Below are 13006 nucleotides of genomic sequence, written 5' to 3' on the forward strand. Positions count from 1 at the left end.
CAGGCTCACGATGAAGGCAGCTACTTTGGGGGGAAGCCATGAGAGCTGCTTATCGGATCCTCGCCGGCCTGATCGCGGTCGGCGTGCTGGTCCAGGCGATGGCCATCGCGGTCGGCTGGTTCATCGCGCTGAAGGACGTCGACGGCGGCCTGGTGATCGACAAGAACTACGACGGCAACTGGGGCCACAGCGTGCACAGTATCGTCGGGTCGACCATCATTCCGCTGCTCGCGTTGCTGTTGCTGATCGTGTCGTTCTTCGCGCACGTCCAGGGTGGCGTGAGGTGGGCGCTGTACGTCTTCGGCCTGGTGGTGCTGCAGATCGCGTTCGCATTCCTGGCCTTCGCGGTACCGGTGATCGGTGCCTTGCACGGTGCGAACGCCTTGGCCCTGCTGGCGGTCGCCGGAATGGCCTCCAGACGCGCCGCCGGTACGCCGGAGACGGCGGGTCAGCAGTCCAGCCAAGCGCCCGCATAGATGCCTTGGGCCCCTGAACGGCGGCGGCCGTGACGATACGGCCGCCGTCGCGACGTGTCCTGATCGCGGTGCTGGCGACGCTCGTCGTGCTGGCTCCGATCGGGTTCTTCTGGCAACGCAGCCTGGTCCCCGACAACCTGTCGCCGATGACGATGGGGTACGCCGACTTCGGCGGCGGCACCGTCCCCGATCACCTCCACCACGGTGCCGACGTGAGCGAACTGACCGGACCGCCCGTCCAGAAGCCCGATGTCGTCATGGATCTCGTCGCGCGCGAGGAACGCTTCGACGTCCCCGGTCGCGGTTCGATGGACGGCATCACCTTGAACCACACCTCACCCGGTCCCCGGATCGTCGCGAAACAAGGCGATCTGGTGCAGGTCACGCTGCACAACGACAACGTGAGCGACGGCATCACGCTGCATTGGCACGGTGTCGACGTACCGAACGCGGAGGACGGTGTCGCGGGCGTGACCCAGGACGCCGTACTCCCTGGTGCCTCGCACGTGTACCGCTTCGTCGCGAAGGACGCCGGCACGTACTGGTACCACTCGCACCAGATCTCCCACGAGCAGGTGCGGAAGGGCCTGTACGGCGTACTGATCGTGCAGCCCACGTCGACGGACGTGATCGCCGCGATCCACACGTACGACAAGGTCCGCACGGTGAACGGCGAGTACGGCGAACGCCGTGTGGCGGCGCCGGGTCCGGTGACGCGGGTGCGGTTGATCAACACCGACAACGGACCGATGGCGGTCTGGATCGACGGGGCGTCGTACACGGTGGTCGCGGTCGACGGGCAGGACGTGAACGCTCCGACGGTGGTGAGCGGGAGGAAGGTGATCGTCACCGCGGGCGGCCGGATCGATCTCGTCGTACCGACGGTGCGGGCGGTGCGGATCGGGCTCGGGGGTGGGCCGACGACGCTGGTGATCGGGGACGGCGACGCGCCGGCCGGGACCGAGCCGGCGGACCGCGTCGACCTGCTGACCTACGGGTCGCCGAAGCCGCTCGGGTTCGATCCCGCGACGGCGGACCGGTCGTTCCGGTACGACATCGGCCGGCGGTTCGGGTTCTTCGACGGGAAGCCCGGGCTCTGGTGGACCATCAACGGCCACCAGTTTCCCGACGTGCCGATGTTCGTGGTCAGCGCGGGTGACATCGTCCGGATGACGATCAAGAACACCTCGGGTCAGGTGCACCCGATGCACCTGCACGGTCACCACGTCGTCGTGCTGAGCCGGAACGGGGTCAAGGCGACGGGGAGTCCGTGGTGGACGGACTCCTTGAACGTCGAGGACGGCGAGACCTACGAGGTCGCGTTCGTGGCCGACAACCCAGGCATCTGGATGGACCACTGCCACAACCTGCCGCATGCCGCGCAGGGGCTGGTCACCCACCTGATGTACGCGGGTGTCAGTACGAAGTTCCGTCTCGGGGGCGGTCCAGGCATTCAGCCCGAATGAATCGGGCGGCCGACCGTGAGCGCCGTACGCAGGGACTCCGGCAACCCGTTGAACGCCGAGTCGGGCTGTGTGCCGGTGGCGTCGAGGGTCTTGGAGAAGAACGACCGCGCCGCGGCGGCCAGCGCGACATCGAGTACGTCGTCGTCGGTGAGCCCGAGCGACTTCAACTCGTCGACATCGGTCTGGGTGACGCTGTCGGCACCGAGGGCAACCTTGCGCGCGAAGGCCATCACCGCGCGGTCGACCGGGTCGTTCGGCGGCTCGGCGACAAGTGCCTCGACCTCCTCCGCGGTGTAGAACTTGTCGGCCAGCACCTGCCCGTGGGCGAGACAGCAATAGCTCGACCTGAGCGCGCTCGCGGCCGCCAGCGTGGCGAGCTCGTAGCGGCGCAGGTCCATCGACTCCTTGATCGCGCCGTTCAGCTGCTTCCACGCCTCGTACACGGCCGGTCGGGCAGCGAACGTGGTGACGAAGTTCGGCACATGGCCGGCGGCGGCCCGGTTCGCCGCGAAGAACTCCGGGTTGCTGGGCGTACTGATGAAAGCCATCTGGCCCCCCTTTGTGGCTTCTCTCACGGTAGGGGCGCGATACCGATCCGGCAACGGCTGTGAGGAGGCGGCACCTCGTACTGGGTAAGGTTCACCCCGATCGGTTCGAGACAGCATCGTGAGGCGGCTGAGACGAGGTGGTGGGGGTGCGGCGGTTGCTCGCCGTGGCGCTGGCGGTGGTGGCGGGGGCGACCTCGCTGACCGCGTGTGCCTCCGACCCGGCGCCCACCGACGTCGCGGTCGCCTGGGCACCCAAGGGGCGGGCCGCGGTCCTGGTGACCTGGAAGGACACCAACCAGCCGAACCGGATCACGATCGAGGGCGTGCTGAGCGAGAGCCCGTCGTACGTGAAGTACATCCCGGCCGGTGACCCGAACCGCTGGGAGATCCCGACGTCGGCGTTCCCGCCGGACGGCAACTACAAGGTCGCGGTGGCGACTGGGACGTCCCAGGGCGGCGTGACCAGCAAGCCCGCGAAGTCGCCGGTGTTCGACACCGACGGACCGGTGCGGCCGAGCGGGGCGACGGTGGCGGCGCAGGGGCGTGGTGTGCTGGTGAAGTGGTCGGTGCCGATGGCCCCGCAGGACTTCACGCCGAACGACCCGCTGGACGTGAAGGGCAAGAAGACCCAGCGGTACGTGCCGCTGGTCGGGCGGACCGGCCAGCTGCTGAAGCCGATCGGTCCCGCGACCACGGCGAACCGGCAGTTGATCAAGAGCATCAAACCGCCGTACGTGTTCCAGCTCCGCACCCAGAACGAGTGGAGCACCCGGACCGGCGGGCAGGTGCTCGGGCTGACCAGCTCGATCAACGCGGCGGTGCCGGCCCTGGCGCAGTTCAGCGTGCCGATCCGGATCCGTGGCCGGGTGATCCTGCACCAGGTCGGTTGCGACCTCGACGTGCCCTGCACCAGCCAGCGCGCGACTCCCGCCGGCGTACCGGTCGTGGTGCTGACCCAGGTCAGCCCGGGCGCTCGATGGACGCCGGCAGCACGCGGTACGACGACACCCGGTGGGTACTACGACATCGCGGTGCCGACCGGTGGGAGCCGGCCGTACAAGATCACCGTGCCGGTCTACAGCAAGGGCGGGATGATCACGGGCCCGTCGACCAGCAAGCCGGCGTACACGAAGAGCGTCGTGCGGGTCGCGTCGGCCGGATTCGCCGGCGGTACGACGGCGAAGGCGCGCGGGACGACTGTCGTGGTGTCGACGACCGTGAAGCCGGCGATGAACACCACCGTGATGCTGCAGGCCTGGAACCGGCAGACCCGGACCTGGGCGAACCTGAAGGCGGTGGCGATGCGGAACGGGGCCGCCGCGCTGGCCTTCAAGGCCGGGCAGCCGGGGGACTTCGTCTACCGGTTCGTGATCCCGGGCGCGATGATGTTCGGCCGTCCGATGGACGGGACCACCACGGCTCAGCTGGCGCTACACATCCGCTGATTCCGCGGTCGGCGCCTGCTCGGGCGCCGGGGCGCTGTCGCGGCGGCCCTTGCGGACCTTGTGGACGACGTACAGCGCGACCACGACCACCGCGACCGCGATCGCGGCGCCGACCGAGACCCGGCCGAAGATCTTGTCCGCGTTGTCGCCGATCTTGTACGCGACGACGCCGATCGTGGTGGCCCAGGCGATGCCGCCGGCCGCGTTCGCGGCCAGGAACCGCGGGTAGTGCATCCGCAGCATGCCGGCCATCGGGCCCGCGAAGATCCGCAGCAGCGCGACGAACCGGCCGAAGAAGACCGTCCAGACGCCGTACTTGTGGAAGTACTTCTCGGCGCGGACGATCCGGTCCTCGGAGAAGTGGTGGAAGCGGCGGCCGAGCCGTTCGAACAGCCGGCGGCCGGCCTTGCGGCCGATGAAGTACCCGATCGAGTCGCCGATGATCGCGCCGGCCGCGGCAGCGAGGATGACGTACTCGATCTTCAGGTGGTGCTGCTGCGAGGCGAGCAGCGCGGCCGCGATCAGCGTCGTCTCACCGGGCAGCGGCACCCCCATGCTCTCCACGCCGATGACGAGCCCGACCACCAGATACGCGAGGATCGCCACCCCGGACGGGATGGCGATCGCTTGAGCGAGCAGCAGAGGTTCCCCCATGCACCCATAGTGACATCGTGGGACAACCGATTTGGTGAGGGGGCAACTATCTCCGGGGAATCTCAGGGTTGTGACCGTTCCCCGACGGGATCTTCGGGGTCTCGGCCGGTGCCGGGTTCTGTGTCTCCCCGGTGAACGCCTTGGTGACGTTCTGCAACGCGGCGGTGACCTCGGACGGGATCACCCAGAACGTGTTGCCGGGGCTCTTGGCGAGTTCGGGCAGCATCTGCAGGTACTGGTACGCGAGCAGCTTCGGGTCCGGGTCGTTGCGGTGGATCGCGTCGAACACGGTGTCGATCGCCTTCGCCTGGCCCTCGGCACGCAGGATCGCGGCCTGCCGCTCGCCCTCCGCGGTGAGGATCCGGGACTGCCGCTGACCCTCCGCGGCCAGGATCGCGGCCCGCTTCTCCCGCTCGGCCCGCATCTGCTTCTCCATCGACTCCTTGATCGAGGCCGGTGGCTCGATGCCCTTCAGCTCGACCCGGTTCACCCGGATGCCCCACTTGCCGGAGGCTTCGTCGAGTACGCCGCGCAGCGTCGAGTTGATGTGCTCACGCGAGGTCAGCACCTTCTCGAGGTCCAGCGACCCGATGACGTTCCGCAGCGTGGTCACGGTGAGCTGCTCGATCGCCTGGATGTAGTCGAAGATCTCGTACGCCGCCGCGCGCGGATCGGTGACCTGGAAGTACAGCACCGTGTCGATGTGGACGACCAGGTTGTCCTCGGTGATCACGGACCGCGGCTCGAACGAGACCACCTGCTCGCGCAGGTCGATCAGATGCCGGGGCCGGTCGACGAACGGGATCACCACGTTCAGTCCGGGCTCCAGCGTGCGCAGGTACCGGCCGAGGCGCTCGACGTTGCTCGCCCGCGCCTGCGGCACGATCCGGACGGTCCGCAGTACCAGGACGATTGCGAGGATTGCGACGACCAGTCCGACGATCAGTTCGGCCATGGTTCCTCCTGGGGGTGTACGAGGGCGGTGGCCCCTTCGATCGCGAAGACGTCGACCCGGGTGCCCGCGGGGATCTGCAGGTCGGGGTCGTAGGAGCGGGCGCTCCACTCCTCGCCGCCGATCCGGACCCGGCCGGCGTCCCGGTCGCAGGCGGCCAGCACCACGGCCTCCCGCCCGATCAGGGCGGCGACCCCGGTGCGCAGCTTCGGGTGCCCGGTCAGGTGCCGGCGCGCGACCGGCCGGACCAGCGTCACCATCGCGGCAGCGGTGATCGCGAACGCGAGCACCTGGAAGCCGATGCCGAGCCCGAGCGCGGCGGTCCCGGCCGCGGCGAGCGCGGCGATGGCGAGCAGCAGCAGGTCGAAGGTCGCTGTCAGCAACTCGGCCGAGCCGAGGACAGCGGCGACGATCAACCACAGGACCCAGGACTGCATGGCAACCACCCGGCGGCGGAAAGTACCTCTCACTTCGAAGGTACTCCTGGATACGCCCTCCGGTAGCTAACGGTTCAGCCGCCTTGTGGCGGCGCCCCCGTCGGTACGAAGGCCGCCAGGGTCGTGACCGCCCGGGTACCGTCCGGATGCGACGTCGCCGTCCGGCCCTTGCGGTACTCGTCGATGAGGTCTGCCATCCGGCGGGTCAGCTCGGTCGCCTCGTCGTGGGTCAGCCACAGCCGGGTGCGGTTGAAGCTGCTGATCGCGTCCCACGGGTCGTCCGCCGGGAGCTCCTCGAACTGCTCCATCAACCGGTCGACGTTCGCCCGCATCATCGCCTGACTGGCCAGCCGGCCGGAGCCCTCGGACTGCGAGGAGATCGTCAGACCGGTCCCGAGCGCCCGCCACGGACGCTCGCGCCCGTCGCCGGAGGCCTCGGCGCGTTCGATGATGCCCCAGCGCTCGAGCGCGCGCAGGTGATAGCTGGTCGCCGACGGAGTCAGGCCGGCCAGCTCCGCGCACTCGGTCGCCGTCAGCACACGACCGCTGTAGAGCTCGTCGATGATCCGCTGCCGGGCCGGATGTGCCAGCGCCCGGATCGCCCGCGGGTCCGAGATCTCCACTCTCTTCTGCTTCACCACGCCGTCACCTTACTGCTTGACGGCCCGGAATCTGAAGTGTTTACTTCACAACTATGAAGCAAACCCTTCAGACTTCGATCTGGTCGCACCGGGACGTCCGGCTGGTGCTGCCCGCCCGGGCGTTGTCGTACGCGGGGGACTCCATCGCGCTGATCGCGCTGATGCTGCGGGTCTCCGAAGGCCACGGTCCGGCCGCGGTCACGGCGCTGCTGCTCGCGTTCGCCGTACCGACGGTCGCGATGATCCCGTTCGCCGGGCGGATCGTGGACGGGTACGACTCGCGGACGGTCCTGGTCTGGTCCGGGCTGCTGCAGGTCGCGGCCGGTGCCGGGCTGGCGTTCGTGAGCGACCTGGTGCACACGCTGGTGCTGGTGTGTGTGCTTCAGGTCGGTCAGGCCGTGGCCGGTCCCGCGTGGGGTGCGCTGATCCCGCGGATCGTCGGGGAGGAGTCGATCGGCCGCGCCACCGGGACCAGTCAGGCGCTGATCGGCGTCGCCACGCTGGCGGGCTCCGCGGCCGGCGGCGTGCTGGTCGGCTGGTCCGGTAGCCGCGGGGCGTTGCTGGTGGACGCGTCCACGTTCCTGGTCCTGGTGATCGTCGCGCGGCTGGTGCGAACCCGCCGTACGCCGGAGAAGGGGACCGGAGCGGAGCAGGGCGGGGTGATGGCCGGTCTGCGGGCGATCTTCGGTGACGACGTCCTGCGGATCCTGGTGCCGGCGCTCTGGCTGTTCGTCGTGGTCGGTGAGGCGGTCAACGTGGTCGAGGTGTTCCTGATCACCGGTGAACTCGGTCTCGGCCCGGGCCTGTACGGCGCTGCGGGAGCGGCGACCGGAGCGGGAGCGATCGCCGGTGCCTGGTACAGCGGACGGCTGCACAGCGATCGGGCGCGGTCCGGGGGAGTCGTCGCCGGGATGGCGGCGATCGGGGGCTCGTGCGTGCTGATGGGGCTGGCCGGCAACTTCGTCACGCTGATGGTCGGCGCGACCACGATCGGGTTGGGCAGCGGGATGCTGAACGCCGCGACCAGCTCACTGGTGGTCACCAGGTCCGCCGAGAGTGTCCGCGGACGGGTCATTGCAGCTCTCAATGGGACCGTCCGGTCGTTCAGCATTCTGGCTCTGCTGCTGGGTGGTGTGGCGGGTGCGCTTCTCGGTCCGCGAGGGACCTTCGTGGTCTGCGGAGTGGCGTGCGCGGTGGCGGCCGCGGTCGCCGGAGTCCTCGTCGTACGAACAAAGGATTCGGAGCTCGAGGCAGTCAGTCACTAGCCTTTGGGTCATGACTGATGCACACGTGGACCCGGTGAACCCCGACAGCGGGCAGGACGACCTGCCCGAGCAGATGCGGGTCCGCCGGGAGAAGCGTGACCGCCTGCTGGCGGAAGGAGTGCAGCCGTACCCGATCTCGGTGCCGCGGACCCACTTGCTGAAGGACCTGCGGGACAAGTACGACGCGCAGGACCTGGAGCCCGACACGCGGACCGGTGAGCAGGTCTCGGTGGTCGGCCGGGTGATCTTCCTGCGCAACACCGGGAAGCTGTGCTTCGTCCGGCTGCGTGAGGGCGACGGCACCGAACTGCAGGTGATGCTGTCGCTGGCCGACCTGGGCGAGGAGGAGCTGGCCCGGTTCAAGCAACTCGTCGACATCGGCGACCTGCTCGCCGTGCAGGGCGAGGTGATCACCAGCCGTCGCGGTGAGCTGTCGGTGCAGGTGACGGCGTGGCAGATGGCCGCCAAGACGCTCCGCCCGCTGCCGAACGAGCACAAGCCGCTGAGCGAAGAGGCGCGCGTCCGGATGCGGTACGTCGACCTGATCGTGCGCCCCGAGGCGCGCGAGATGGTCCGCGCCAAGGCGGCCGTCCTCAAGGCGCTGCGCGCGACGTACGACGAGCACGGCTTCGTCGAGGTGGAGACGCCGGTGCTGCAGCTCACCAACGGTGGCGCCGCGGCGCGCCCGTTCTCGACGCACCTGAACGCGTTCGACCAGGAGATGAAGCTGCGGATCGCGCTCGAGCTCGACCTCAAGCGGGCGATGATCGGCGGCGTCGACCGGGTCTACGAGATCGGCCGGACGTTCCGTAACGAGGGACTGGACTCCACCCACTCGGCGGAATTCTCGATGATCGAGGCCTATCAGGCGTACGGCGATTACGACACGATGGCCGAGCTCATCCAGGAGCTGATCCGGAACGCCGGTCGCGCGATCGGCCGGACCACGGTCACCGGGCGCGACGGATCGACCATCGACGTGACGCGGCCGTTCCAGCACGCGACGCTTTTCGGGCTGCTCTCCGAAGCGGTCGGCGAGCACGTCGACGTGACCACCGACCTGCCGACGCTGCTGAAGTTGGCCGACCAGCACGAGGTCGAGCTGCAGCCCGGCCGGAATGCCGGCGAGATCGCCGTGGACTTGTTCGAGAAGCTCTGCGAGCACAACCTGATCCAGCCCACCTTTGTCCGCGACTATCCGGAGTCGGCGCGGCCGCTGGCGAAGCCGCACCGGGAAATTCCCGGACTGGTCGAGGCCTGGGACCTGTTCTTCAACGGGGTCGAACTCGGGACCGCGTACTCCGAGCTGAACGACCCGGTCATCCAGCGCGATCGCCTGGAGGCGCAGTCGGTGCAGGCCGCGGCCGGTGACCCGGAGGCGATGGAACTCGACGAGGACTTCCTGCGTGCGATGGAATTCGGGATGCCGCCGGCCGGCGGCATGGGGATGGGCCTGGACCGGTTGGTGATGTTGCTCACCGGGACCGGTATCCGGGAGACGATTCTCTTCCCGTTGCTCCGGCCGGAGTGATTTCCTTGCGCCGGTAGTTGCATAGCACAACGGACCGGTCCGGAAAATCCGGGGTCGAATTCATTCCGGTCCGGCCGGATGTGGATCGGATGAATACTCAAAGTCACGACGACTTCGCGGTGTTGATGAATGACACGAAGCCGGTTTGTGCGGTACAAATCAGGTGCTAACAATTCGGCAGGGGGATTGTGCCCGATGGCGGGCGCGGAAAGGTTGTCATCGATGGCGCAAAGGGTGCAGGTGGTTCTCGAGGACGATCTCGACGGCGGAAAGGCCGACGAGACCGTCACCTTCGGACTGGACGGAACGACGTACGAGATCGACCTGTCCAAGAAGAATGCCGCCAAACTGCGCGACGCCCTGGCTGCCTACGTCGGCTCCGCCCGCCGGGTCTCCGGTCGCCGGGGTGCCGCGGGCCGGGCCCGCGGCCGTGGCCGGTCCGCGTCGGACTCCGCCGACATCCGGGCCTGGGCCAAGGAGAACGGGTACGAGGTCAGCGAGCGCGGCCGGATCTCCGCCGAGGTGCGGGCGGCGTACAACGACGCCAAGTAATTTCCAGCTGTCGACGGTCCCGGCGCCCATATCGGCGCCGGGACCGTCCGCATTCCGGTTGTTTCACAGAGTGGGACCGGGCGTGTCGGGCCTGATGACTGACCTGACAGGTAGTTCGGCGAATTCGCTGGTGGCGAACATGCTGTCGCATCCCGGTCACGCGGGAACACGCTGGTGATCTGTGCGGTTGTTCCCTTGTGATGCCGCCCGGGTGGACGGTGGGAGCGTGATCGGGTGTTCGCCGAGAGCGAGCCTGTCGGCCCCGGGGACTAGCATGCATGTACGGGGGTCGGCCTACACGGCACGTCCGACTCCTCTGAGGCAAGGAGCGCTTTGGCGATGTTTGAACGATTTACGGACCGCGCCCGTCGGGTAGTCGTCCTGGCTCAGGAAGAGGCCAGGATGCTCAGCCACAACTACATCGGGACCGAGCACATTCTGCTCGGCCTGATCCACGAGGGTGAAGGGGTCGCCGCCAAGGCTCTCGAGAGCCTGGGTATCTCGCTCGAGGCCGTACGTTCCCAGGTCGAGGAGATCATCGGCCAGGGGCAGCAGGCTCCGAGCGGGCACATCCCGTTCACCCCCCGCGCCAAGAAGGTGCTGGAGCTCTCCCTGCGCGAGGCCCTGCAGCTGGGCCACAACTACATCGGCACCGAGCACATCCTGCTCGGCCTCATCCGTGAGGGTGAGGGTGTCGCCGCGCAGGTCCTGGTCAAGCTCGGTGCGGACCTGAACAAGGTCCGGCAGCAGGTGATCCAGCTGCTGAGCGGGTACCAGGGCAAGGAGACGACCACCGCCGGTGCGCCCACCGAGGGTGCGCCGAGCAGCTCTCTGGTGCTCGACCAGTTCGGCCGGAACTACACCCAGTCCGCTCGTGAGGCGAAGCTCGACCCGGTGATCGGGCGCGAGACCGAGATCGAGCGGGTCATGCAGGTGCTGTCCCGCCGTACCAAGAACAACCCTGTCCTGATCGGTGAGCCGGGCGTCGGCAAGACCGCCATCGTGGAAGGTCTGGCCCAGCAGATCGTCCGTGGTGACGTCCCGGAGACGCTGAAGGACAAGCAGATCTACTCCCTCGACCTGGGCGCCCTGGTGGCCGGTTCGCGCTACCGCGGTGACTTCGAGGAACGCCTGAAGAAGGTGCTCAAGGAGATCCGCACCCGCGGCGACATCGTGCTGTTCATCGACGAGATCCACACCCTCGTCGGGGCCGGCGCCGCCGAGGGCGCGATCGACGCCGCGAGCATCCTGAAGCCGATGCTGGCCCGCGGCGAGCTGCAGACCATCGGCGCCACCACCCTCGACGAGTACCGCAAGTACGTCGAGAAGGACGCCGCCCTGGAGCGCCGGTTCCAGCCGATCCAGGTGGCCGAGCCCTCGATCGCGCACACGATCGAGATCCTCAAGGGCCTCCGCGACCGGTACGAGGCACACCACCGGGTGACGATCACCGACGCCGCGCTGGTGAACGCCGCCCAGATGGCCGACCGGTACATCTCCGACCGGTTCCTGCCGGACAAGGCGATCGACCTGATCGACGAGGCCGGGGCCCGGCTGCGGATCCGCCGGATGACGGCTCCGCCGGACCTGCGGGAGTTCGACGAGAAGATCGCGACCGTCCGCCGGGAGAAGGAGTCGGCGATCGACGCGCAGGACTTCGAGCGCGCCGCGCGGCTGCGGGACGACGAGAAGAAGCTGATCAACGCGAAGTCCGAGCGTGAGAAGCAGTGGAAGGCCGGCGACATGGACGTCGTCGCCGAGGTCGACGAGGAGCTGATCGCCGAGGTGCTCAGCACCGCGACCGGCATCCCGGTGTTCAAGCTGACCGAGGAGGAGTCCTCGCGGCTGCTGGACATGGAGAAGGAGCTGCACAAGCGCTACATCGGTCAGGAGGACGCCGTGAAGGCGCTGTCCCGGTCGATCCGGCGTACGCGTGCGGGCCTGAAGGACCCGCGGCGCCCGAGCGGCTCGTTCATCTTCGCCGGCCCGTCCGGTGTCGGTAAGACCGAGCTGTCCAAGGCGCTGACCGAGTTCCTGTTCGGCGACGAGAACGCGCTGATCAGCCTCGACATGTCGGAGTACTCGGAGAAGCACACGGCCTCCCGGCTGTTCGGCTCGCCTCCTGGGTACGTCGGCTACGAAGAGGGTGGCCAGCTGACCGAGAAGGTCCGCCGCAAGCCGTTCAGCGTGGTGCTGTTCGACGAGGTGGAGAAGGCCCACCCGGACATCTTCAACTCGCTGCTGCAGATCCTGGACGAAGGTCGCCTGACCGACGCCCAGGGCCGCGTGGTCGACTTCAAGAACACCGTCATCATCATGACCACGAACCTCGGTACCAAGGACATCGCCAGGGCGGTGAGCCTCGGGTTCGCGCAGGCGAACGACACCGGCGGCTCGTACGAGAAGATGAAGGGCAAGGTCACGGAGGAGCTCAAGCAGCACTTCCGTCCCGAGTTCCTGAACCGCGTCGACGAGATCGTGGTCTTCCACCAGCACACGATGGACGACATCGTCCGGATCGTGGACCTGATGGTCGCCCAGATCGAGCAGCGCCTGAAGGACAAGGACATGGGCATCGAGCTCACCCCGGCGGCCAAGAAGCTGGTGGCCGAGCGTGGCTTCGACCCGGTCCTGGGTGCCCGCCCGCTGCGCCGCGCCCTGCAGCGCGACGTCGAGGACGTGCTCGCCGAGAAGATCCTGTTCGGGGAACTGCGCCCCGGCCAGATCGTCCTGGTGGACGCGGCCCCCGAGGGCACGGTGAACGACGACGGCCTGGCCGAGTACTTCACCTTCACCGGCAACCAGAAGTCGACGACCTCCGACCTGGAGCTCACCGACCTCGCCGCCGGCGGCACCCCCGGCAGCGGCCTGCAGGACTCCTAACCCTGCAGGCAGGCCCGGAGACGAACACCCAGTAACCCAGTGGTGGGGGGCCCCCCCCCCCCCCGGGGGGGGGGCCCCCCCCGGGGGGGGGGGGGGCCCCCCCGGGGGGGCCCCCGGGCCCCCCCCCGGGGGGGGGGGGGCCCCCCCCCGCCGGGG

At 68.5% G+C, this 13006-nt stretch carries 12 protein-coding genes; 7 read left to right on the plus strand and 5 right to left on the minus strand.

The features are described from left to right. Positions 1 to 38: 38 nt before the first annotated feature. A complete protein-coding gene (locus tag ACFYRH_RS08860) occupies positions 39 to 476 on the plus strand; it encodes a hypothetical protein (RefSeq protein ID WP_387770374.1) in 438 nt (145 codons plus the stop codon). 29 nt (positions 477 to 505) lie between these two features. Continuing rightward, entirely contained in the window at positions 506 to 1942 is a 1437-nt protein-coding gene (locus tag ACFYRH_RS08865; RefSeq protein ID WP_387770377.1) for a multicopper oxidase family protein, read from the plus strand. On the opposite strand, the gene ACFYRH_RS08870 is transcribed toward ACFYRH_RS08865, so the two are convergent. Then, positions 1930 to 2490 (minus strand): carboxymuconolactone decarboxylase family protein, encoded by a 561-nt coding sequence (locus ACFYRH_RS08870; RefSeq protein ID WP_387770380.1) that lies wholly within the window; start codon positions 2488 to 2490, stop codon positions 1930 to 1932. The genes ACFYRH_RS08865 and ACFYRH_RS08870 overlap by 13 nt on opposite strands. Before the next feature lie 146 nt (positions 2491 to 2636). On the opposite strand from ACFYRH_RS08870, the gene ACFYRH_RS08875 reads away from it, so the two are divergent. Next, entirely contained in the window at positions 2637 to 3935 is a 1299-nt protein-coding gene (locus tag ACFYRH_RS08875; protein WP_387770383.1) for a hypothetical protein, read from the plus strand. Here ACFYRH_RS08875 and ACFYRH_RS08880 read toward each other — a convergent pair. The 4 genes from ACFYRH_RS08880 to ACFYRH_RS08895 all read right to left on the minus strand — a co-directional run bounded on the left by ACFYRH_RS08880 (position 3921) and on the right by ACFYRH_RS08895 (position 6616). Next, entirely contained in the window at positions 3921 to 4589 is a 669-nt protein-coding gene (locus ACFYRH_RS08880) for a DedA family protein (protein ID WP_387770386.1), read from the minus strand. The genes ACFYRH_RS08875 and ACFYRH_RS08880 overlap by 15 nt on opposite strands. A gap of 46 nt (positions 4590 to 4635) precedes the next feature. Beyond that, positions 4636 to 5544 (minus strand): SPFH domain-containing protein, encoded by a 909-nt coding sequence (locus ACFYRH_RS08885; protein ID WP_387770389.1) that lies wholly within the window; start codon positions 5542 to 5544, stop codon positions 4636 to 4638. Next, complete coding sequence (locus tag ACFYRH_RS08890; protein WP_387770392.1) at positions 5532 to 5978, minus strand: NfeD family protein; 447 nt, start codon at positions 5976 to 5978, stop codon at positions 5532 to 5534. Before ACFYRH_RS08890 ends, ACFYRH_RS08885 begins: the two co-directional genes overlap by 13 nt. Positions 5979 to 6052: 74 nt before the next feature. After that, positions 6053 to 6616, minus strand: a complete 564-nt coding sequence (locus ACFYRH_RS08895) for an ArsR/SmtB family transcription factor (RefSeq protein WP_387770395.1) — start codon at positions 6614 to 6616, stop codon at positions 6053 to 6055. Positions 6617 to 6672: 56 nt separating this feature from the next. On the opposite strand from ACFYRH_RS08895, the gene ACFYRH_RS08900 reads away from it, so the two are divergent. From ACFYRH_RS08900 to ACFYRH_RS08915, 4 genes are all read left to right on the plus strand, one after another. Next, on the plus strand, positions 6673 to 7884 hold the full coding sequence (locus ACFYRH_RS08900) for an MFS transporter (RefSeq protein WP_387770398.1): 1212 nt from the start codon (positions 6673 to 6675) through the stop codon (positions 7882 to 7884). Between the two features lie 10 nt (positions 7885 to 7894). Beyond that, the gene (gene lysS / locus ACFYRH_RS08905; RefSeq protein WP_387770401.1) at positions 7895 to 9415 is read left to right on the plus strand and encodes a lysine--tRNA ligase; all 1521 of its coding nucleotides are present in this window, start codon (positions 7895 to 7897) and stop codon (positions 9413 to 9415) included. 222 nt (positions 9416 to 9637) lie between these two features. Continuing rightward, on the plus strand, positions 9638 to 9967 hold the full coding sequence (locus ACFYRH_RS08910) for an Lsr2 family protein (protein ID WP_387770404.1): 330 nt from the start codon (positions 9638 to 9640) through the stop codon (positions 9965 to 9967). Positions 9968 to 10306: 339 nt separating this feature from the next. Then, positions 10307 to 12850: an ATP-dependent Clp protease ATP-binding subunit gene (locus ACFYRH_RS08915; RefSeq protein ID WP_387770407.1), complete on the plus strand. Its 2544-nt coding sequence runs from the start codon at positions 10307 to 10309 to the stop codon at positions 12848 to 12850. Positions 12851 to 13006 lie beyond the last annotated feature (156 nt).

Origin of the sequence: Kribbella sp. NPDC004875 (assembly GCF_042873375.1) — a bacterium.
In the GTDB taxonomy this organism is placed as follows: Bacteria; Actinomycetota; Actinomycetes; order Propionibacteriales; family Kribbellaceae; genus Kribbella.